This window comes from Streptomyces sp. NBC_01429 (assembly GCF_036231945.1).
GTDB lineage: Bacteria > Actinomycetota > Actinomycetes > Streptomycetales > Streptomycetaceae > Streptomyces.
Genome location: NZ_CP109599.1, coordinates 2,991,577 through 3,012,805, shown reverse-complemented (window position 1 = coordinate 3,012,805; position 21,229 = coordinate 2,991,577). Strand labels below are relative to the sequence as shown.

The following is a 21,229-nucleotide window of genomic DNA, read 5'->3' as shown; positions in this document are numbered from 1 at the left end:
GGTGCGGCGACCTACAGCGAGGCTATGACGCGGTCAGCGAGGATGTAGACGTGCTCGGCGCCGTCCGCGCTCTCGCCGTAGCCGCCACCGCCGGTGGCGTCGTCGCCGCACGCGAAGGTCAGCGCGTAGGCGCCGGAGACACCGGACCCGCCCAGCAGGAACGGGCTCTCACCGGCCCGCAGCGCGTCGGCGAGCCGCTCGGCGGTCTCGCGGTGGCCCGGCGTCATGCAGAGCGTCGTACCGTCCGCGAAGACATAGACGTCGAGCGTGCCGAGGGGGCCGGGCCGCACGTCCGCGAGCGCCGTACGGGTCTCGGCCAGCTCCTCCAGCCGCGCGACGGTCCGCTCGTGGTCGGTGACGACCGGCGTGCTGACCGGCACGAAGTCCGGGTGCGAGGGGTGCCGGCGACGGGCGGCGGCCAGCTCGGGGGAGTCCTCGGCGAACTCCGCGCCCTCGACCGGCCCGCTCACCTCGCTGACCTCGGTCAGCTCCGGGTAGTCCGCGAAATCGGTGAAGTCGGCGAAGTCGTCGAGCGCTTCGAGGGATTCCAGCGCGTCGGTCTCGGCGGCTCCGTCGGTGCCGTCGAAGCGCAGCGCCTCCAGACCGGCGAAGTCCGCCTGGCGCGGTACGTAGAAGGGAGTCTCCTCGGTACCGAGTCCGGCCAGTCCGCCCAGCATCGACGGGGCGTCGGCCGCGTCCCTGGCCTCCTGCGCGGCCCAGAAGGCGCGCGCCTCGGCCAGCTCGCGCTCCCGCTCCTCGGCCAGCGCCTCGGCCACCGCGGTCCGTATGGCCTGGGTCTGGGTGGGGTGCATCGCGCTTCTGGCCTGCGGTACGGAGGCGGAGAAGCCGCCCGGGCGGTCCGCCACCAGCTCGCGGCGCAGGGCGCTGACCTGCCGGCGCAGCACATGAGCGGCGTGCAGGGCAGCGACACCCACGGCCGTGGCGGTGGCCGTGGTCAGCAGCAGGGCAAGAGACATGGCGCTCACTGACTACTCCCGATTCCGATCGATACCCCCGACTTCCTACCTCAGCTTGTCGTGGGCCCGAGCCCGTCGTCAGTGCATTACGTCACCAAATGGACAGGTCTTTGGGCCTTATATTTCCTGCGCGCGCGGTTCTGACCTGGGCAAACGAATCTCCCCCGGGCGTAGGTCACATCCTGGGGGAGATTCAGTCACGACTGGGGATCGGTGCGGCGGAACAGTGCTTTTCGGTACGGCGTGACTACGGTGCGCGACGAGCGGCGGTGGATCGGGCGACCCCTACCCTCCGCTGCGGCTCAGCTCAGCCGCTCGTTTATTTGGTCGCGCTGAACTTCGCCTCCGCTGCGGGCAGGTGCCGCCCTCGTGCCTCGGGCGACCCCTACCCTCCGCTGCGGCTCAGCTCAGCCGCTCGATCACCATCGCCATTCCCTGGCCCCCGCCCACGCACATCGTCTCCAGGCCGAACTGCTTGTCGTGGAACTGGAGGCTGTTGATCAGCGTGCCGGTGATCCGGGCGCCGGTCATGCCGAAGGGGTGGCCGACCGCGATCGCGCCGCCGTTGACGTTCAGCTTCTCCAGCGGGACGCCCAGGTCCCGGTAGGACGGGATGACCTGCGCGGCGAACGCCTCGTTGATCTCGACCAGGTCGATGTCGTCGATGCCCAGCCCGGCCCGGGAGAGCGCCTGGCGGGACGCCTCGACCGGCCCGTACCCCATGATCTCCGGCGAGAGGCCGGTCACTCCGGTGGAGACGATCCGGGCCAGCGGCGTGAGGCCCAGCTCGCGCGCCTTGGTGTCGGACATGATCACGAGCGCGGCGGCGCCGTCGTTCAGCGGGCAGCAGTTGCCGGCCGTGACCAGACCGTCGGGGCGGAAGACGGGCTTGAGGCCCTGTGTGCCCTCCAGGGTGACCCCGGCACGCGGCCCGTCGTCCGCGGAGACCACCGTGCCGTCCGGGGTCGTCACAGGCGTGATCTCGCGCTGCCAGAAGCCGTTCTTGATGGCCTCCTCTGCGAGGTTCTGCGACCGCACGCCGAACTCGTCCATCTCCTGGCGCGTCACGCCCTTGAGCCGGGCCAGGTTCTCCGCCGTCTGCCCCATCGCGATGTACGCGTCGGGGACGAGGCCGTCCTCGCGCGGGTCGCGCCACCCCGCGCCCTCGCTCTGCGCGACCTCGGCGGTCCTGGCCTCGGCGTCGGCGAAGAGCGGGTTGTGCGTGCCGGGCATGCCGTCGGAGCTGCCGTTGACCGAACGCGAGACCATCTCGACGCCCGCCGAGATGAAGACGTCGCCCTCGCCCGCCTTGATGGCGTGCAGCGCCATCCGGGAGGTCTGGAGCGAGGAGGAACAGTAACGAGTGATGGTGCAGCCGGGGAGATGGTCCATCCCGAGCTGTACGGCGACGATCCGGCCGAGGTTGTGGCCCTGCTCGCCGCCCGGGAGGCCGCAGCCGAGCATCAGGTCGTCGATGTCGCGCGGATCCAGCTCGGGGATCTTCGCGAGCGCGGCCCCGATGATCGTGGCGGTCAGGTCGTCGGGCCGCAGCTCCTTGAGCGAGCCCTTGAAGGCCCGGCCGATCGGCGAACGGGCGGCAGAGACGATCACGGCTTCTGGCATCACGGCTCCATGAGGGCGAGAAAGGCAGGACTGAGGGGGAAGTTACCCGCACGTAGCGCGTGGGTCACCGGGGCGGACATGTGATGCGGGACTCTTTTCTAAGCGCTTGCTCAGAACGGTGGTCACTTCTTGCTCGGCGTCTGCCTGGCGTCCCGCCCGGCGCCCTCCTCCTCGTCCGCCGCCCCCGCCCGCGCGTCGGTGGTGGGCAGCACATGGCGGCGCCTGCGGTGCTTGAGCAGCGCCCAGGGCGCCCGGACGCCCGTGACCTCCGTACCCGCCTGGGCGGCCGCCGCCGAAGCCGCCTTCGCCACCGTGAGCATGTCCTCGTCCCGGGACGCGTCGAGGTGGTCCGTCTCCGGCCACAGGCCCAGCACCGCGCAGAGCGTGGGCAGGAGCGCCATCGCCGCCGTCGCGTACCCCTCGGCCGAGGGGTGGTAGTTGTCCGGGCCGAACAGCTCCCGGGGGTTCGCGGCGAACTCCGGGCCCAGCAGGTCCCCCAGCGAGACCGTACGGCCGCCCTGCTCGACCGCCACGATCGTCTGCGCGGCGGCCAGCTGCCGGCTCACCCGGCGGGCCACCCAGCGCAGCGGCTGGTACACCGGCTCGATCGTGCCCAGATCCGGGCAGGTGCCGACGACGACCTCCGCGCCGGCCGTCCGCAGCCGCCGTACCGCCGCCGCCAGGCACCGCACCGACTCGGTCGCCGGCATCCGGTGCGTGACGTCATTGGCGCCGATCATGATCACGCAGACGTCCGGCGGATGGGTCGTCGCCGACAGCAGCTGGGTGACCTGGCGTTCCAGATCGTCCGACCTGGCGCCCGGCAGCGCCACGTTCCGCAGATCCACCGGGCGCTCCGCGACCGCCGCCAGTCCCGAGGCGAGCAGCGCCCCCGGTGTCTGCCCGGCCCTGCGTACGCCCTGGCCCGCCGCGGTGGAGTCGCCGAGCATGCCCATCCGCAGCGGTTCGGTGTGTCCGAAGGCCAGCCCGTACCAGCCGTCCCCGCGGGGCGGTACGGGAGCGACCCCGCCGCCCACCGACCGCTTCGCGAGCTGGACCTCCGCCAGCAGTACCCCGACTCCCGCCGCGCCCAGCAGCCCGATGCTGCCGCCGCCGTATGCCGCGCCCGCGGCGATCCGCCGTGCCACCCTCGCCCTCGACACCGTCCGCGTCACCTCCCTGTGCGTACGAGTACGCGCCCCGGTCGTCCGGTCGAAGGGCACGTACACCAGCTAACTGCCCCGTAAGGACCGTCGCCCAATCTCACCCGGAGGCGCATACGCTGGCCGGACCATCACGGAGACCCCGGAGACAACGGTGCAATTCCACGACTCGATGATCAGTCTGGTTGGCAATACCCCGCTGCTGAAGCTGACCAGCGTGACCGAAGGCATTCAGGCGACAGTCCTGGCCAAGGTCGAATACTTCAACCCCGGAGGTTCGGTCAAGGACCGGATCGCCCTGCGCATGATCGAGGCCGCGGAGGAGAGCGGAGAGCTGCTGCCCGGCGGCACGATCGTCGAACCGACGAGCGGCAACACGGGCGTCGGCCTTGCCATCGTGGCCCAGCGGAAGGGCTACAAGTGCATTTTCGTCTGCCCCGACAAGGTCTCCACGGACAAGATCAACGTGCTGCGCGCGTACGGCGCCGAGGTCGTCGTCTGCCCCACGGCGGTCGACCCCGAGCACCCCGACTCGTACTACAACGTCTCCGACCGGCTGGTGCGCGAGACACCGGGCGCCTGGAAGCCGGACCAGTACAGCAACCCGAACAACCCCCGTTCGCACTACGAGACGACCGGTCCCGAGCTGTGGAAGCAGACGGACGGAAGAATCACCCATTTCGTCGCGGGCGTCGGTACGGGCGGCACCATCTCCGGCACCGGCCGCTTCCTCAAGGAGGCCAGCGACGGGCGGGTGCGGATCGTGGGCGCCGACCCCGAGGGGTCGGTCTACTCGGGCGGCTCGGGCCGGCCGTACCTGGTCGAGGGCGTCGGTGAGGACTTCTGGCCGACCGCGTACGACCGTACGGTGACGGACGAGATCGTCGCCGTCTCCGACAAGGACTCCTTCCAGATGACCCGGCGCCTCGCCAAGGAGGAGGGCCTGCTCGTCGGCGGCTCCTGCGGCATGGCGGTCGTGGCCGCGCTGAAGGTGGCGGAGGGGCTCGGACCCGACGACGTGGTCGTCGTCCTGCTGCCGGACAGCGGCCGCGGCTACCTCAGCAAGATCTTCAACGACGAGTGGATGAACGACTACGGCTTCCTCGACCACAGCGGGGACGCGCCGCGCGTCTCCGACGTGCTCCAGTACAAGGCGGGCCCCATCCCGACGCTCGTGCACATGCACCCCGAGGAGACCGTCGGCGAGGCCATCGAGGTCCTGCGCGAGTACGGCGTCTCGCAGATGCCGATCGTCAAGCCGGGCGCGGGTCACCCCGACGTGATGGCCGCCGAGGTCATCGGCTCCGTCGTCGAGCGGGAGCTGCTCGACGCGCTGTTCACCCAGCGCGCCTCGCTCGGCGACCCGCTGGAGAAGCACATGTCGTCGCCGCTGCCGCAGGTCGGCTCGGGCGAGCCGGTGGCCGACCTGATGGCCGCGCTGAGCGGTCCCGGTGCGTCGGACGCCGCGATCGTGCTGGTGGAGGGCAAGCCGACCGGCGTGGTGAGCAGGCAGGATCTGCTGGCGTTCCTCTCCAAGGACGCGAAGTAGCCGCTCGGAGCGGGTGAACGAGCCGCCCGGAGTCGCGGGTTCGTGAAAGTGGTACGAGCGCGACACGTCCGCGCAGCACCCTCTTAACACGCGTCCGGCACATTGGTTGTTGTCGGCGTCAAGGACTTCCGGAGCGGCTCCCGGACCTCCATGGACGCCCGGACACGTAAGCCGGCCCTGACCCGGAGCGTGTCCCTCGCGGGGACCGCCGTCGTCCCGCCCCCCGGTAACGGGGGTGCGGCGGTCCCCGCGACTATCTTTTCCCCGCCTCCCGCGCCGGACCGGCCGGGCCGGTCAGCCCTCCCAGTCGGAGGACTCCTGCCGCCGCCGTTCCTTCCACTGTCCCCATGGGGCCGAGGGCATCCGGTGCGCCGAGTTGAGGGCGTTCACCCCGACGATGCCCAGCCAGCAGACGATCAGGCCGCCGATCCCGGCGTTCACGACGGCGATCGCGGAGAGCGGGACGGCGAGAATCAGTGAGATCACCGCGAAGCCGAAGCGCTCACCGAACCCCTCGGCCGCCCCGGACGGGCGCGAGGATCCGCGGGCGGCCGCCAGCTGCTGTTCCGCGAGCTGACGGCGCACCTGGCGGTCGGCCGTACTGTCCAGTCGCCGCTCGACCTTCTCCAGGAACGATTCGACGAGCGCGGAGTCGTATTCCTCCCCCAGATCCCGCCGGGCCTGGAGGGTCGCGTTGAGTTCTTTCCGCAGATCGGGGTCGTGGGCGTCCATGGGCCAACGGTAGGCGGCGGAAGCGTCCCGGACAGTGGGGCATGCCCCCGTATCCGGCGGGGGGAGGCGTCAGGGACGGGGCCGGAGCGTCAGGCGGAGGGCGGCTGGTCCGGGCCCGGACCCGGCCCCGGCCCCGGGCCGCCCGAGCGCCGCACCAGCTGTTCGAGGTGGTCGAAGCGGGCGTGCAGGGCGCGCAGTTCGTCGGAGGCTTCCGCCCTCCCCTTCCGCTCGGCGCCTTCGAGCGCTTCGGCGACCTTGTGGGCGCGCCGCGCCGCGCTGCCGACGAACCAGGTGGCCAGGGACGCGGTGACGATGCTGAAGACCGAGATCCCGACCAGCATCACCACGCCCGCGATCAGGCGGCCCGGGACGGTCACGGGATAGAGGTCGCCGTACCCGACGGTGGTCGCGGTCTCGACGGACCACCACAGGGCGAGCGGGAACGAGGTGATGGTCGCCTTGGGCGCCGCCAGCTCGAACGGGACGATGATCCAGGAGCCGAGCAGCAGGACCACGACGACCCCGAGGGCGGCCCACGAGGCGGCCTTGACGTGCAGCCGCCGCCACCGTTCGTTGCCGAGCAGTCTGCGCAGCAGGTAGAGGGGGGAGAGCGGCGGCATGGACGTACCTCACCGGGGAGCGGTCGCGAGCGGTACTGCGGGCGGTACTTCGGTACTTCGGTACTTCGGTGCTTCGGTGCTTCATGGCGCGGTGGCCGCCTCGAAGCTACGCGGGACGGGCCGGTTCGCCGGGTTCTGACACACACTCGCCCGGGGGGACCGGGCGGAGGGGCGCGGGCCGGGCGACAGCCTCGGGCCCATGCCGCCCCGTACCCCTCTGCCGCCTCCTCCGCCGCGCGGGCGGTGGAGCACTACCGGTGGGCGGTGCTGCTGGTCGTACCGGCGCGGCGGGGTGCGCCGGCGGCGCACTGACGCCGCCGCCCCGCTCCGGCTCTCCTGCCCCCGCCCGTTGGCCTCCGCGCCCGTCCGTCCGTCAGGCGCCCACGCTGCCGTCGATCGCCTCGCGCAGGAGGTCGGCGTGGCCGTTGTGGCGGGCGTACTCATGGATCAGATGCAGCATCACCATCCGCAGGGACACCTCTTCCCGCCAGCTCGCCGCATGGGCCGTCACCTCCAGCGACTCCGCCGCCGCCTCGATCCGGCGGGCGTGCTCGACCTCCGTACGCCAGGCGCCGAACGCCTCCTCGCGCGTGGCCGTGCCGGGCTCGTACGCCACCTGGTAGTCGCCCTCGGGGGACCATACGAGCGGGATGTCCTCCCCGTTGACGACCCGGCGGAACCAGGCGCGCTCCACCTCGGCCATATGCCGGACGAGCCCCATCAGGCAGAGCGTGGAGGGCGGCATCGACCGCCGCCGCAGCTCCTCGTCGCTCAGGCCCTCGGTCTTCATGGCCAGGGTCGCCCGGTGAAAGTCGAGATACGAGCGGAGCATCTCGCGCTCGCCGGAGGTCGGGGACGGGCCGACGCGTTCGGTCATGGAGTGGGCGCCCCGTTCGAGGGATTCGTGGGAGTGGGCAGCAGGGGGGTGAGGAGCTTCGCCACCTCCGCCTCGGTCACCATGCCCATCCGGGCCGCCGCCACCTTCCCCGTCCGGTCGACGACGATCGTGAACGGGAGGGACTGCGCGTTCACCAGGCCGCGCGGGAGTCTCAGGATCTGCCGTTTGGCGGGGTCGTGCAGGGACGGGTAGGGGAGACGGAACTCCTGCTGGAACGCGAGGGCGTCGGCCTGGCTGTGGTCGTTGTCGATGCCCAGTACGTCGACGCCGCGGCCGCCCCACTTCTCCTGGATCTTCTTCAGCTCGGGCGCCTCCGCCCGGCAGGGACCGCACCATGAGGCCCACGCGTTGAGCAGGACGACCTTGCCCCGGTGGTCGGACAGGCGGATCTCGTCCCCCTCCAGGGAGTTCCCGGTGAGGTCGGGGGCCGTGGGGCGCTCGCCCTCCGCGTAGACCTTGCTGAACGCGTCCCCCGGGGTGGAGTCGCTGACCGGTTCCGGAGCGGCGCAGCCCGTGAGCAGCGCGCCGCTGGTGAGGAGGGCGCAGGTCACCAGCGCCGTGCGAGGGGTGCGCATCGCCCGGTCAGACCGCCGCCGGCCCGCGCGCCCCGGCGCGGCTGAGGACGACCTCCAGGTGCGGTGACCGCCACGCGGACAGCAGCCAGGCCGCCGGGAGTTGCAGTGTGAAGAGGGCGAGGATCGCCATGACGAACGCCGCGTCCACCGGCCCTTCGTCACCGGCGGCCCATGCCGAGATCCCCGAGCAGAGCAGCAGCACCGCCAGGTAGACCGCCCCGTCGATCAGCGCCACACGCCAGTTCGGCAGCACCGCGAGCACCCGGCGGACCAGGGTGAGGGCGATGACCGCGGTCACGACGAAGACGGCGTTCCACGGGTCCGTCACCCAGAACGACACCCAGGCCCCGAGGCCACCGGACGCCGCCTGCCAGGCGAGGTCGACCCCGGCCCCGGTCAGCCAGGACAGAACAACGACGGTGAGCGCGTAGGAGACGGCACTGCGCCAGGTCACGGTCACGTCGACCCCCCTTTCGTCACGGGCCGCCCGACGGCGTCCCGCTTCACGGCTCATTGTCCTCTCCGTACCGGCTGACCGGGGCCCGGGGGTCAGTAGCCCCCGTAGTTGCCGATCGTGCCCCGCTCGCACGCCGGCTGGGACAGGCACAGCAGGCTTGCCATTCTCGACTGGTGCACGGTCTTCGTGGTGTGCTTGGTGCTGCTGGTGTACCCGTACAGGTACATCTCGTGGTCCGGGGCCTGCCGGTACTTGCCCGACACGTAGAAGTCGCCGTTGCGCGCCAGCCGCGCGTCGTAGAACACGCCGATGCCCGCCCGGGAGACCCCGCCGGTCGGGCAGAACGGGTCCGTCGCCTCGATCTGCCCGTGCACGTCGCGGGTCTTGCCGTCGTACTTGGACTTCGTCCGGAAGTCGATGCCCTTCGCTGACGCCTTCCGCTTCTCCACGAACTTGCCGGTCTTGGCCTTGTACACCTTCGTCACGCCGGTCTGCGGGAACAGGTCGTACGAGGACTTCGTCCAGTACACGGTCCCGCGGAGGCCGGCCCGGAACGCCGGGCCGGTCACCTTGCTGGAGAAGCCGCGGTTGTCACCGGCGTACTTGTAGCCCTTGGTGTACTTGCAGCCCGACACCGAGCCGAGCTTGCTCGGAATGGTGGCCCACTTCTGCCGGATGAACGACCGCCACACCACCGTGGTCCTGGTGTACTTCTTCGCCTTCGCCTCGACCTGCCGCGCTGTCTTCGCGAGGGTGGCGGCGTCGTCGGACACCGGAACGGTCGCGGTCAGACCCCAGGTGTGCCCGACGCCCCCGACCTCGCCCGTGATGGTGTAACGGACCTCGCTGCCCGCCGGAACCCCGGTGTCCCGCAGGCTGTGACCGGACGCGTTCGCGATCTTCACACCGTCGCGGTAGACCTCGTACCGGGAAGCCCCCAGATCGGGCCAGGACAGATCCACGAACCGGGACGACGCCGCCCACGCCGCCCGCTCCGCCTTCGCCGGGGAGGACGCGAGCGTGATGTCGGCGATCACCCGCTGGCCACCGGCCGCCAGGATCTGGGTGTCGGTCGCCTCGCCCACGTACGTCCTGACCGGTGTCACCCGGGCCGACGAGGACGTCCGGAGGGCCGGCTTCGCCCCGCCGAACAGGCCGCTGTCCGCGTCCAGGACGAACGTGGGCGTACCGCCGGCCGCCGCCGCGGGCACCTCCTGCCCGGCGGCGGCGGTCAGCGAGGACGCCAGAAGGACCGGGGGAATCGCCGCCACCGCGAGCACGCGTGGCACGGATCGGCTCCACCGCATGAGAAACACTCCTTTGGTCGGGGGAGGTCTGTCGCGTCGTCTGTCGCGTTGTCCGGGCATCCGGCCGGGCCCGGTCAGGAAAGACCCCACTCCTGACGCACCCGCTCCTTGTCCGACGGGCTGGAGTGCCGTGTCTCCAGATACGGCTTCGAACCGGACTTGGTCGAGTTCGAGGCGATCGCCTTGCCCTTCGACTTGCTGATGATGAGTGAGCCGCTGAGCGCCCACTGCTGGCTCTTGGCCGACGCCTTGCAGGTGGACTGGACGAGGCGGCTCTTGGAGCCCACGTTCAGGCACTTGCCGGACTTGTCGTTCTTGATGGTCAGCAGTGACTTGTTGCCGCTCAGCCGCTTCATCGTCCAGCGCTGCGTCTTGTCGGTCTTGGCGCACTTGCCGACGACCAGCCGCGCGTTGTTCTTCTTGCTGCCCCCCATGGACAGGCATACCTTCGGTGCCCACACCCGCTCCAGCCGGGTGTGCGCGTACGGATCCGCCGCCCGCTGCGCGGCCTGGGCCGGAGCCGCGACCCCGGCCGCCGTTCCGGCCATCAGCACGGCGAGTGCGAATGAACTGGCTGTTGTGCGCATCGATTCCCCCTGAACGTCCGATACCGTCGATCCGTTGGACACATCGAACGTAGAGGTGAATGCCGGCTGCCACCATGTCCGTTGGGGAGGTGTCCGAAAGGGCAATACCCGAAGGGGCGGGGCCGGCGCGGGAGCGGAAAACGGGCCGCGTCCACCTCTGCGTCCCGGTGCCCCGACGTTCTGACCAGCCGTCTCCGCATCGGGAAGTCGACCACCGAGCAATGCCCTTCACACAACTCACGCGTCGCACGCGTCTCACCCGCCGGACCGGGCTCGCGCTGGCCACCGGGGCGTGCGTCCTGGCCGCCGGCGCGGCCTTCGCGGTCCACGCGCTCACCGGGACGGACGCCGGGGTGCCCCCCGCCAAGGAGTCCGGCGCGCCCCACTGCCTGCGCGTCACCGAAGACGCCCCCGCGTCCCTCGGTGGCCTCTCCCGACGCGACAACAGCCTTCCCGGCATCGCCGTCTGGGGGGACCGCGGCATCGTGCTGCGCTGCGGAGTCACCCCACCGGGACCGAGCGGTGACCCGTGTTTCGCGGTCGACGGCGTGGACTGGGTCATCGATCAGGAACAGTCCACCCCTGACCGGAAGGTCATCGTCACCTACGGCCGCAGCCCGGCCACTCAGGTCATCTTCGGCGGCGGGGGCAAGACCGACGCCGCTTTGGTCGGCCTCTCCCGGCTCGTCGCTCCCATTCCGCAGACGTCCCAGTGTCTGGCGGCGAACTGAGGCGCTGACCGGGACATCGAGGAACTGGCGGGCTGAGGAACCGAGTTGCCGAAGGGCTCCGTGCCCGCCCGGCACGGAGCCCTTCAGGTCACGCGGCGGAGGTGATCACGTGGCGGAGGGTGTCCGCCACGGCCCGGGGACCACGGGGAGGTGCCGTGTGCACGCCAGATCCGAGCACAGCGTGTCATGAGCCAGCGCCGAGACGATCGCCGCCTGTGTCCGCGTCTGCTGCCCGATCTTGGTCACGATGTTCGCGATGTGCGCCTTCACGGTGCGCTCCGCGATCTTCAGCTCGCGGGCCAGCTCCCGGTTGCCCAGTCCTGTCCCGAGGAGCAGCAGCACCTCCCGCTCCCTCCCCGTCAGGCTCTCCAGCCGTTCCGCGCCGTACGACGGATTCCGTCCCGTGCGCACATGCGAACGGATCGTGTCCTGTGCGTTGGATCCCCCGGTCATGTTCGGCCTTCCTGGCCCCGGCTTCTCCCAGCAGACCCCCGTGGTCTGGATTCCGGCCGAGACCGGAGGTGAATCTACCGCCGCGGGGCGGCAGAAGCACGCCATTACGGTGGTTGGGCCGCGCGGTTCCCGCCACACTCCGGAGGCGAGCGGTGGCCGGATACCGGTGGACGTGACCGGAGGGCGCGGGGGCGGAGTTCGCGATGGCGATGCTCCCGCGCCGCCGGGCGCGGCCGTCAGAGATGCGCCGTCAGGTACGCGTTGCGGGACCTGATCAGCCTCGGCATGTACCGGCCCAGGACGGCGGCGTCGGCCAGCCTGCCCAGGGGGCCCAGCGGGGAGGCGAAGTCGATGATGTCCGTCATCCGGGTCCCCCCGGCGCCGTCGGGCTCGAAGCGGTGTTCGTGGCGCCAGTGCCGGAAAGGGCCCGCCGTCTGTTCGTCGACGAAGGACCGGGGCGGATCCCAGGCGGTGATGCGGGCTGTCAGTTTCCAGGTGAGGCCGAAGTGCCGGGCCTGGAAGGTCACCGTCTGGCCGAGCGTCAGACCGCCCCGCGTCGTACCGCCCACCGCCCGCTCCCCGGAGGCGGCCATCGAGCGGGTGTGCGCCTCCACGTCCAGGCAGGCGTCGAAGACCTGCCGGGGAGGGACGGGCAGCAGGGTGACGATCTCGGAGCGCGGCACGGATTCCCTTTCCGGGGCGGGGCGGCGGGTGGTCGCGCCTCACTCTAGAACCCGGTCGGCCGGGGCCCGTCCCCGTATCCCCGCGGCACCCCGCCGCGTTGAGGTCCCTGTGCACCGCTAACCTCTGCGGAATGATCAGCCGCACTCCGCTGCCGCCACCGCCCCGGGACATCCGTTCCTGGTCCGACCACGAGGCCCGGCTCGCGGTCCGGGACGGGGCCATGGCGGAGCTGGCGCGGCGCGGTCTGTCCGTCGGGCGGCTGGTGCTGCTGTGGCTGCTGGGAGCGGTCGCGGTGGTCGGCTGGGCGGCGCTGGGGCTGGCGGTCCGGAGCATGGAGGACGGCGGGCTCGGATACGCGACCGGGCTGGCGGCGCTGGTCCTCGGACTCGTCCTGCTGGCCGGCGCGGGCGTCGGGCTCGCGCTGTGGGCGAGCAGGGGCCGGGACGTACGGCGGCGCCTGGTGGACTGGGCGGGCGTCGGACCGGTCTTCCCCGATCCCGCGACGGCCCGTCTGCTGCGGGTGCCCGGACGGTGTGCCACTTGGCTGCTGCCGTCGGTCGCGCTGTGTCTGCTGGGGCTGCGCACGGCACTGCCCCCCTTCGCGACGGTCCTGACCGCCACCGAGCATCCCGTGGGGCCGGAACCGCTCGTGCTGGGCGAGCTGGTGTACGTACTGGGGCTGGGCGCCACGGTCCTGGTGACGGGGTTCCTGGGGCTGCTGAGGTCGGTCGACCACCAGCTGTGGGCCGCGCGGTATCTGCGCCGGATCCCGGTCCGCCGGGGCGGTGGCGCACATCGCTGAGGCTGTTGAGGCCGTTCCTACGGTGTCCGGCCTATCCTGAATGAGGAACGCGTGCGCCATTCAGGGCTAAGGGGCGGCGGATGGACTGGCTTTGGTGGGTTTTCGTCTTCTTCATCGTGGGTGGCTTCGGCTGGATGGCCGACACGGGCCGTACCGCGCTCAAGACCCGGCACGAGCGCAGAATGGAGCGCTTGCGGCTGGTGGAGCAGGAACGCGAGAAGGAACGGCTGGCGCTTGAAGAGGCGCACAAGCAGCCGGAACCTGTCTGCGGCTGCTCACACCATCTGGCGGTCCACGACCGTCAGGGCAAGTGCCACGAGGACGTGGAAGCGCCCGTGGAGTGGGACGAGGAGAAGAAGCCCCTGCGGTACGAGCGCCGCCAGTGCAACTGCCAGCAGTACATAGGCCCTCAGCCGCTGTCCCGGATCTACGCGGACGAGCTGACGGACCTGGCCTGAGGTCTGCTGCTCGGGTCAGGCACCGACCGGGTGGCCGATCAGCATGGTCGGCGCGCCCGCCGCCCTGGTGAGGAAGACCGTGGCGGCGTGCGGGCCCTTGAGTTTCATGCGGCGGCGCAATTCCTCCGGCTCCACGGCGGAGCCGCGCTTCTTCACCGTCAGGACGCCCACCTCGCGCTCGCGGAGCAGGGCCTTGAGCCGCTTGAGGTGGAAGGGCAGCTCGTCGGTGATCTCGTACGCGGTCGCGTACGGGGTGGGGCGCGCCTCGTCGGCCGTGATGTAGGCGATCGTCTCGTCGATCAGTCCGCCGTCCAGCTCCTCGGCCACCTCGGCGACCAGATGCGCGCGGATGACGGCGCCGTCGGGCTCGTACAGGAACCGGCCGGTGCGGCGGACGGGCGGATCGGGCAGGCCGCGGCCCGTCAGGGTGACGGTGGCGCCGGACGAGAGCAGAGTGGCGCGGCGCGTGCCGGGGACGACGGCGCCCGGCCGGTGCCAGAGCACGGCCTCCTTGACATCGCCGCCGTACGAGATCCACTCGGCCTCGAAGTCGTCGGGGACCAGCTCGTGCGGAATCCCCGGGGCGATCTTGATCGCGCCCGTACCGACCCGGCGCACCGCCTCGATCGCCCAGGACAGCGGCGGTGAGTACGCCTCCGGGTTGAAGATCCTGCCCCGGCCGCCGCGCCGCGCCGGGTCGATGAACAAGGCTTCGGCGCCGGTCAGGTCGTACTCCAGCACATCGGCCCGCGTCACCGTCACGGGCGGTCCGCCGGGCGCCAGCGTGCGCAGATTGGTGCGGGCGATCTCGCAGGTCAGCGGGTCGATGTCGACGGCGGACACGGCGAGGTCCGCGCGTACCAACTCGATGGCGTCGCCGCCGATACCGCAGCACAGGTCGGTGACCCGGGGCGCTTCGCCGTCCGCCGGCGCCATGAGGGCGCGGAACCTGGCCGCCCGGTGGGCGGCGACGGCGCCGCGGGTGGCCTGCTCGACGCCGTTCGGCGTGAAGTACATCCGGTACGCGTCCCGCGCCCCGAACTTCACCACCGCGCGCTGGCGCAGCCGGGCCTGGGCCAGCGCGGCCGAGACCAGTTCGGCGGGGTGATCGCGGCGCAGCCGGGTCGCCACCGCCAGTTCCGCCGCGGGGTCGTGGTCCCGCAGCTCGGCGAGGAGGGACTGCCCCTCGACGGAGAGCAGCGGCGCGAGGAGGGAGGGGGCGGGTTCGGCGGGCGCGCCTTCGGCGGGCGCGCTGTCGAAGGGCGTGCCCTCGACGGCGGGGGAGGGGGTGGCGGGGGTGGAGGCGCGGTCGGTCACCCGGTCCATTGTGGGCCAGCCGGGGGACGGTGCGCGTCCCGGCGGCGGTGTCGGCCGTGCGGAGGCGTTCCGCGCTGACAGGATGCGGCGCCATGCAACTAGTACGACAAAACGAAGAAAATACCTCAAAGGGTACGGGAGATGCGGGGGTCTCCGCGGCGTCGCGGAAGCGCGCCGGACGCCCCGCCCGCGGACACCGGCGCCTGGGGCGGGGCCGCGCGGTGCTGGCCGTGCTGCTGGTGGCGGCCATCGGCTCCGGCTGTGCCGCCACGGAGTCCGGCGGACCGGCCACGCCCGGCAAGTCCGCCGACGGCCACCAGGGCCACGACGGAGGGCCGGGGCACGACAAGGGGCACCCGGCCGCCGGGGCACCGCACGGGCAGCAGGGGAAGGGTGAGGCCGGGGCCCTCTCCACGAACGCCGAGGCGGTGCGCCGGGCGCAGGCGGTGCGCGCCGTCGCGGCCAAGAAGTGGGGACTCGCGAAGACCCCGTTGGCCGCGCCCCCGCCACCCGCCGTCAAGCCGAAGATCACCAACCGTGAGGGCTTCGAGATCGCGGACGAGCAGGAGGGCGAGAACCTGCCGCCCGTCTTCACCACCGTCCCCGTCAAGGACCGGGTCGTCTTCCTGACGATGGACGACGGTATGGAGAAGGACCCCGAACTGCTGCGGATGATGACCGAGCTGAAGATCCCGTACACGGCCTTCCTCAGCGACTACGTCATCAACGACAACTACGGCTACTTCAAGCAGATGCAGGACCGCGGGGTCACCCTCCAGAACCACACGCTCAACCACAAGTACCTGCCGGGGCTGTCCTACGAGGAGCAGAGGCGCGAGATCTGTGACCAGCAGGACAAGCTGGAGAAGCGGTACGGGAAGCGCCCCACCCTCTTCAGGCCGCCGTACGGCAACTACAACGGCGACACGGTGCGGGCCGCCAAGACCTGCGGGGTGAAGGGGCTGCCGCTCTGGACGGCCGAGGCGTATCCCGACCGCATGGAGTGGCGCGAGTGGGACAAGGACCTGCACCCCGGCGACATCGTCCTCACGCACTTCCGCGGGCGCGACGACTGGAACGCGACCATGCCCGATCTGATCAGGGCCGCGATGAAGCGGATCACGGACAAGGGGTACGCCGTGGCCCGGCTGGAGGACTACATGTGACCTCCGCGGTATGAGCCCCGCGCGCCGGCCGCCGTCCGAAGGGACGGCGGCCGGCGCGCGGGGCCGCTCACGCCGCTTCCCGCGCCGCTTCCCGTGGCGGAACCCTTGGCCACGGGTGTGCGTTCCCGTAGCGAACCCCCTCGTGGATCCGCGTGGAGCGAACCGCCACGACGGCCTGAATTGGCACTCCGCTTGACCGAGTGCTAATCGCGGTCATAGTCTCAGGTCTGGCACTCCCCACTGGAGAGTGCCAAAGCGCGACTAGCAGGTCCGGCACCCGCGACGACGGACCCATCTGGTCGCCACCCTCAGACAGTTAACCCCGTGAGATCTCCGAAGGGGGAGGTCGGATCGTGACGACCGCCAGCACCAAGGTTGCCATCAAGCCGCTCGAGGACCGCATTGTGGTCCAGCCGCTCGACGCCGAGCAGACCACGGCCTCTGGCCTGGTCATCCCGGACACTGCCAAGGAGAAGCCCCAGGAGGGCGTCGTCCTGGCCGTGGGCCCGGGCCGTTTCGAGAACGGCGAGCGGCTTCCGCTCGACGTTTCCGTCGGCGATGTCGTTCTGTACAGCAAGTACGGCGGCACCGAAGTGAAGTACAGCGGCGAGGAATACCTCGTCCTCTCGGCTCGCGACGTGCTCGCGATCATCGAGAAGTAATTCACCGAAAGTTTTGCTTTTGAGCTGCGCCCTCGGCCACCCAGCGATTGCCGGGCGGACGGGGGCGCAGTTCATTCGAGAGGACAAGAGAAGCAGCCATGGCGAAGATTCTGAAGTTCGACGAGGACGCCCGTCGCGCCCTTGAGCGCGGCGTCAACAAGCTTGCCGACACGGTGAAGGTGACGATCGGCCCCAAGGGCCGCAACGTCGTCATCGACAAGAAGTTCGGCGCCCCCACCATCACCAACGACGGTGTCACGATCGCCCGCGAGGTCGAGCTCGACGACCCGTACGAGAACCTCGGCGCCCAGCTCGTGAAGGAGGTGGCGACCAAGACCAACGACATCGCGGGTGACGGCACCACCACCGCCACCGTGCTGGCCCAGGCGCTGGTCCGCGAGGGTCTGCGCAACGTCGCCGCGGGCGCCTCCCCGGCCTCCCTGAAGAAGGGCATCGACGCCGCGGTCAAGGCCGTCTCCGACGAGCTGCTCGCGACCGCCCGCCCGATCGACGACAAGTCCGACATCGCCGCCGTCGCCGCGCTCTCCGCGCAGGACGACCAGGTCGGCGAGCTGATCGCCGAGGCGATGGACAAGGTCGGCAAGGACGGTGTCATCACCGTCGAGGAGTCCAACACCTTCGGTCTGGAGCTGGACTTCACCGAGGGCATGGCCTTCGACAAGGGCTACCTGTCCCCGTACATGGTGACCGACCAGGAGCGTATGGAGGCCGTCCTCGACGACCCGTACATCCTGATCCACCAGGGCAAGATCGGCTCCATCCAGGACCTGCTCCCGCTGCTGGAGAAGGTCATCCAGGGCGGTGGCTCCAAGCCGCTGCTGATCATCGCCGAGGATGTCGAGGGCGAGGCGCTCTCCACCCTCGTCGTCAACAAGATCCGTGGCACCTTCAACGCCGTCGCGGTGAAGGCCCCCGGCTTCGGTGACCGCCGCAAGGCCATGCTCGGCGACATCGCCACCCTCACCGGTGCGACCGTCATCGCCGAGGAGGTCGGCCTCAAGCTCGACCAGGCCGGTCTGGACGTGCTGGGCTCCGCCCGCCGCGTCACCGTCACCAAGGACGACACGACCATCGTCGACGGCGCGGGTGCCGGCGACGAGATCACCGGTCGCGTCAACCAGATCAAGGCCGAGATCGAGTCCACGGACTCCGACTGGGACCGCGAGAAGCTCCAGGAGCGTCTGGCGAAGCTGGCCGGTGGCGTGTGCGTGATCCGGGTCGGCGCCGCCACCGAGGTGGAGCTGAAGGAGAAGAAGCACCGTCTGGAGGACGCCATCTCCGCGACCCGCGCCGCGGTCGAGGAGGGCATCGTCTCCGGTGGTGGCTCCGCTCTGGTGCACGCCGCCAAGGTGCTCGAGGGCAACCTCGGCAAGGAGGGCGACGAGGCCACCGGTGTCGCGGTCGTCCGCCGCGCCGTCGTCGAGCCGCTGCGCTGGATCGCCGAGAACGCCGGCCTTGAGGGCTACGTCATCACCTCCAAGGTGTCGGAGCTGGACAAGGGCCACGGCTTCAACGCCGCCACCGGCGAGTACGTCGACCTGGTGAAGGCCGGCGTCATCGACCCGGTCAAGGTCACGCGCTCCGCCCTGGAGAACGCCGCGTCCATCGCCTCGCTGCTGCTCACGACCGAGACCCTGGTCGTCGAGAAGCCGGCCGAGGAAGAGGCCGAAGCGGGCGGCGGCCACGGCCACAGCCACTGATCACCCTTTGCGGCTGAGCCGCCGCCGCTCTCGCGGAGGTGGCTGCTCGCCGTCGTGGTTCCTCGATCGAGGGCCGCGGCGGGCGAGCGGGCCCGGTACCCCTTCAGGGGTGCCGGGCCATTCGCGTCACCAGGGCCATTCGCGTCACTTGGGGCCGTACTTGCGCCCCGTCTTCGACGTGATCCCGCCGAGCAGCCCGCGCGGTGCCAGCTTCACCGCTCCCATCAGCGCCTTGTACCGGGGATCCGGTACGGACACGGTCTTGCCGCGGGCCAGATCCGCCAGCGCCGCCGTCACCAGCTTGTCCGCGTCCAGCCACATCCAGTCGGGGACGTTGTCGACGCCCATCCCGGCCCGCTCATGGAACTCCGTCCGCACCATGCCGGGACACAGCGCCATCAGCCGCACCCCCGAATCCGTCAGATCCCGGGCCACCCCCTGGGTGAACTGGACGACCCACGCCTTCGAAGCCCCGTACGTCCCGCGCGGCACGAACGCGGCCACCGACGCCACATTGACGACCCCGCCCCGCCCGCGCGTCTTCATGCCGGTGACCGCCACCGTGGTCAGCCGCAGCACCGCCTCGCAGTGCACCTTCAGCATCGTCAGCTCGTCGGCCACGGAGACTTCGAGGAAGCGCCCCTTGTTGCCGAACCCCGCGTTGTTGACGAGCAGATCGACCGGTGCTCTCCGGTCGGAGAGCCGCTTCTCCACCGACTCGATACCGCCGTCCGTGGCGAGATCGGCCGTCAGCACCTCGGCCTCGATGCCGTGCCGGTCGTGCAGTTCGGTGGCCTGATCGCGCAGGCGCTCGATGTCGCGGGCCACCAGCACGAGGTTGTGCCCGTCCGCCGCCAGCCGCCGCGCGAAGGCGGCGCCGATGCCCGCCGTCGAGCCCGTAATCAAAGCAGTCGTCATACGCGGCACGTTAGTGCCTGACCCGGCGCCCTTGATGTGGGTGTTCCGTGGATGGACGGCCCGCCCGTCCGCCGGGTCAGGGCCGATTCGCCGACTTCGCGACATACTCCCGGGCGATCCGCAGCCCCTCGGTATGCAGCGCCTCACCGGCCGCCAGGGTCCGGGGCAGCAGCTCGCGCTCGGTGGTGACCGCCCGGAACGCCATGGCCACCGTCACCTCGTGCGCGGGCCGGTGGACGATCTCGATCGGGTCGCCCGCGCGGATCTCGCCGGGCGTGATGACCCGGAAGTACGCGCCCGTCACGGCCTGCGCGGTGAAGCGTCCGACCCAGCCCTTCTCGCCCAGCCTGCTCTGGAACGTACGGCACGGAATCCGCCCGCTCGTCGCCTCCAGCACCAGATCGGGCCCGATCCGCCAGCGCTCGCCGATCTTCGCGCCGGTGATGTCGGCCCCGGACGTCGTGAGGTTCTCGCCGAAGACGCCGTTGGCCAGCGGCCGACCCAGCTCCCGCTCCCAGAAATCCAGGTCCTCCCGGGCGAAGGCGTACACCGCCTGGTCGGAACCACCGTGATGGCGCAGATCGCAGACCGCGTCACCGGCGACACCGCTCCCGCCCTCGCCCTTCGCCCCCGGGTCCGCCACCCGGACCGGGCCCTCCACCGGACGTTTGTCGATCCCGGTGAGGCCACCGGGCGCGTCGGAGTACTCGACGGCCTTCGGCCGTCCCACATTCACGGTCAGAAGCTTCATACACGCACGCTAAACGCCCCTGCTCCAAGCTCACCACCTGTTATCGGGCGATTTCTCAAAGACGCGCTTATGGACACGCTTATGGTGGACGGGTGATCGAAGCCCGTCATCTCCGTGTCCTGCGCACCGTGGCCGCCACCGGTTCCTTCTCCGCCGCCGCCCGCGAACTGGGCTGCACGCAGCCCGCCGTCAGCCAGCAGATGCGGGCGCTCGAAGGCTCCGCCGGCACCCCGCTGGTGGTCCGCACCGGGCGCGAGACGCGGCTGACCCAGGCGGGCGAGGTGCTCGTACGCCATGCGACGGGCATCCTGGCCGGGCTCACCGCCGCGGAGGAGGAGGTCGCCGCCATCGCCGGGCTGCGCGCGGGCCGGGTCCGGCTGGTGTCCTTCCCCAGCGGCAGTTCCACCCTGGTCCCCACCGCGCTGGCCGCCCTGCGCGCCGCCCACGCCGGCCTGCGGGTCTCCCTCGTCGAGGCCGAGCCGCCGAGTTCGGCGGCGATGCTGCGCGACGGCGAGTGCGACGTGGCGCTGGCGTTCCGGTACGACGGCTCCACCACGGAGTGGGAGGACCTGGTCGTGCGCCCCCTGCTCGTGGACCGGCTCGTCGGCCTCGTCCCCGAGGGGCACCGGCTCGCCGCCGCCCGTACCGTCCCGATCGGAGAGCTGGCCGGTGAGTCGTGGATCGCCGGGTGTCCGCGCTGTCGCGAACAACTCGTGGAGGCCTGCGAGCGGTCCGGGTTCACGCCCCGGATCGATTTCGCGACGGACGACTACCCGGCCGTGATCGGCCTGGTCGCGGCCGGACTCGGCGTTGCGGTGCTGCCGGAGCTGGCGATGGAGTCCGTCCGGACGGAAGGCGTCCGGACGCTCGCGGTCGAGCCCGCCGTCCAGCGGGAGATCGTGGCACTGACCCTGCCGGACCTCGCCCGCGTCCCGGCCGTCGCGGCCACGCTGGACCAGCTCGTGCTGGCCGCCGCGCGCTGATCGCCGATCGGACTCCTACTGGGCGTCGACTGGGCGCCGAACGGGCGCCGTGTGCCGATGCAGGAACGTTTCTTCCCGTACTGGAGAACGATTTC

At 71.0% G+C, this 21,229-nt stretch carries 23 protein-coding genes; 8 read left to right on the top strand and 15 right to left on the bottom strand.

The features are described 5' to 3' along the window. Nucleotides 1-11 precede the first annotated feature (11 nt). From OG627_RS12745 to OG627_RS12735, 3 genes are all read right to left on the bottom strand, one after another. Complete coding sequence (locus OG627_RS12745; protein ID WP_329072611.1) at nt 12-977, bottom strand: hypothetical protein; 966 nt, start codon at nt 975-977, stop codon at nt 12-14. A gap of 402 nt (nt 978-1,379) precedes the next feature. Continuing rightward, nucleotides 1,380-2,600, bottom strand: coding sequence for an acetyl-CoA C-acetyltransferase (locus OG627_RS12740; protein WP_329064519.1), 1,221 nt, complete (start codon nt 2,598-2,600; stop codon nt 1,380-1,382). Between the two features lie 122 nt (nt 2,601-2,722). Next, nucleotides 2,723-3,748 (bottom strand): SGNH/GDSL hydrolase family protein, encoded by a 1,026-nt coding sequence (locus OG627_RS12735; RefSeq protein WP_329072610.1) that lies wholly within the window; start codon nt 3,746-3,748, stop codon nt 2,723-2,725. Nucleotides 3,749-3,917: 169 nt separating this feature from the next. Between OG627_RS12735 and OG627_RS12730 the strand changes: the two genes are divergently transcribed. Continuing rightward, entirely contained in the window at nt 3,918-5,312 is a 1,395-nt protein-coding gene (locus OG627_RS12730; protein ID WP_329064517.1) for a cystathionine beta-synthase, read from the top strand. A 294-nt stretch (nt 5,313-5,606) separates the two neighbouring features. Here OG627_RS12730 and OG627_RS12725 read toward each other — a convergent pair whose 3' ends face one another. From OG627_RS12725 to OG627_RS12695, 7 genes are all read right to left on the bottom strand, one after another. Further along, entirely contained in the window at nt 5,607-6,044 is a 438-nt protein-coding gene (locus OG627_RS12725) for a hypothetical protein (RefSeq protein ID WP_329064515.1), read from the bottom strand. Nucleotides 6,045-6,133: 89 nt separating this feature from the next. After that, a complete protein-coding gene (locus OG627_RS12720; protein WP_329064513.1) occupies nt 6,134-6,664 on the bottom strand; it encodes a potassium channel family protein in 531 nt (176 codons plus the stop codon). Between the two features lie 373 nt (nt 6,665-7,037). After that, nucleotides 7,038-7,541 carry a DinB family protein gene (locus OG627_RS12715; RefSeq protein WP_329064511.1) on the bottom strand — a complete coding sequence of 168 codons (504 nt, stop codon included), beginning with the start codon at nt 7,539-7,541 and terminating at the stop codon, nt 7,038-7,040. Next, nucleotides 7,538-8,137, bottom strand: a complete 600-nt coding sequence (locus tag OG627_RS12710; RefSeq protein ID WP_329064509.1) for a TlpA family protein disulfide reductase — start codon at nt 8,135-8,137, stop codon at nt 7,538-7,540. Before OG627_RS12710 ends, OG627_RS12715 begins: the two co-directional genes overlap by 4 nt. 7 nt (nt 8,138-8,144) lie before the next feature. Then, nucleotides 8,145-8,597: a hypothetical protein gene (locus OG627_RS12705; RefSeq protein WP_329064507.1), complete on the bottom strand. Its 453-nt coding sequence runs from the start codon at nt 8,595-8,597 to the stop codon at nt 8,145-8,147. An 89-nt stretch (nt 8,598-8,686) separates the two neighbouring features. Next, nucleotides 8,687-9,901 carry a hypothetical protein gene (locus OG627_RS12700; protein ID WP_329064505.1) on the bottom strand — a complete coding sequence of 405 codons (1,215 nt, stop codon included), beginning with the start codon at nt 9,899-9,901 and terminating at the stop codon, nt 8,687-8,689. 74 nt (nt 9,902-9,975) lie between these two features. Further along, nucleotides 9,976-10,488, bottom strand: a complete 513-nt coding sequence (locus OG627_RS12695) for an RICIN domain-containing protein (protein ID WP_329064503.1) — start codon at nt 10,486-10,488, stop codon at nt 9,976-9,978. Nucleotides 10,489-10,709: 221 nt separating this feature from the next. Here OG627_RS12695 and OG627_RS12690 point away from each other — a divergent pair, with 221 nt between their 5' ends. Further along, nucleotides 10,710-11,219 carry a DUF3515 family protein gene (locus OG627_RS12690; protein WP_329064501.1) on the top strand — a complete coding sequence of 170 codons (510 nt, stop codon included), beginning with the start codon at nt 10,710-10,712 and terminating at the stop codon, nt 11,217-11,219. 105 nt (nt 11,220-11,324) lie between these two features. On the opposite strand, the gene OG627_RS12685 is transcribed toward OG627_RS12690, so the two are convergent. Next, complete coding sequence (locus OG627_RS12685; RefSeq protein WP_329064499.1) at nt 11,325-11,672, bottom strand: helix-turn-helix transcriptional regulator; 348 nt, start codon at nt 11,670-11,672, stop codon at nt 11,325-11,327. Nucleotides 11,673-11,908: 236 nt separating this feature from the next. Then, the gene (locus OG627_RS12680) at nt 11,909-12,355 is read right to left on the bottom strand and encodes an SRPBCC family protein (RefSeq protein WP_329064497.1); all 447 of its coding nucleotides are present in this window, start codon (nt 12,353-12,355) and stop codon (nt 11,909-11,911) included. 131 nt (nt 12,356-12,486) lie between these two features. On the opposite strand from OG627_RS12680, the gene OG627_RS12675 reads away from it, so the two are divergent. Together OG627_RS12675 and OG627_RS12670 are read left to right on the top strand one after the other, a co-directional pair. Next, nucleotides 12,487-13,158 carry a hypothetical protein gene (locus tag OG627_RS12675; RefSeq protein ID WP_329064495.1) on the top strand — a complete coding sequence of 224 codons (672 nt, stop codon included), beginning with the start codon at nt 12,487-12,489 and terminating at the stop codon, nt 13,156-13,158. An 80-nt stretch (nt 13,159-13,238) separates the two neighbouring features. After that, on the top strand, nt 13,239-13,616 hold the full coding sequence (locus tag OG627_RS12670; protein WP_329064494.1) for a hypothetical protein: 378 nt from the start codon (nt 13,239-13,241) through the stop codon (nt 13,614-13,616). Nucleotides 13,617-13,631: 15 nt separating this feature from the next. Here the strand turns inward: OG627_RS12670 and OG627_RS12665 are convergent, their stop codons facing one another. Next, entirely contained in the window at nt 13,632-14,942 is a 1,311-nt protein-coding gene (locus OG627_RS12665; RefSeq protein WP_329064492.1) for a class I SAM-dependent methyltransferase, read from the bottom strand. Nucleotides 14,943-15,025: 83 nt separating this feature from the next. Here OG627_RS12665 and OG627_RS12660 point away from each other — a divergent pair, with 83 nt between their 5' ends. From OG627_RS12660 to groL, 3 genes are all read left to right on the top strand, one after another. Continuing rightward, nucleotides 15,026-16,099 (top strand): polysaccharide deacetylase family protein, encoded by a 1,074-nt coding sequence (locus OG627_RS12660; RefSeq protein ID WP_443073464.1) that lies wholly within the window; start codon nt 15,026-15,028, stop codon nt 16,097-16,099. A gap of 353 nt (nt 16,100-16,452) precedes the next feature. Continuing rightward, nucleotides 16,453-16,761, top strand: coding sequence for a co-chaperone GroES (groES, locus tag OG627_RS12655; RefSeq protein WP_023539274.1), 309 nt, complete (start codon nt 16,453-16,455; stop codon nt 16,759-16,761). A gap of 98 nt (nt 16,762-16,859) precedes the next feature. Further along, complete coding sequence (gene groL / locus OG627_RS12650; protein WP_329064488.1) at nt 16,860-18,482, top strand: chaperonin GroEL; 1,623 nt, start codon at nt 16,860-16,862, stop codon at nt 18,480-18,482. A gap of 144 nt (nt 18,483-18,626) precedes the next feature. Here groL and OG627_RS12645 read toward each other — a convergent pair whose 3' ends face one another. Beyond that, a complete protein-coding gene (locus OG627_RS12645; RefSeq protein ID WP_329064486.1) occupies nt 18,627-19,400 on the bottom strand; it encodes an SDR family NAD(P)-dependent oxidoreductase in 774 nt (257 codons plus the stop codon). A gap of 76 nt (nt 19,401-19,476) precedes the next feature. Continuing rightward, the gene (locus OG627_RS12640; RefSeq protein ID WP_329064484.1) at nt 19,477-20,151 is read right to left on the bottom strand and encodes an MOSC domain-containing protein; all 675 of its coding nucleotides are present in this window, start codon (nt 20,149-20,151) and stop codon (nt 19,477-19,479) included. Nucleotides 20,152-20,243: 92 nt separating this feature from the next. Here OG627_RS12640 and OG627_RS12635 point away from each other — a divergent pair, with 92 nt between their 5' ends. After that, a complete protein-coding gene (locus tag OG627_RS12635; protein WP_329064482.1) occupies nt 20,244-21,134 on the top strand; it encodes a LysR family transcriptional regulator in 891 nt (296 codons plus the stop codon). The last annotated feature ends 95 nt before the right edge of the window (nt 21,135-21,229 follow it).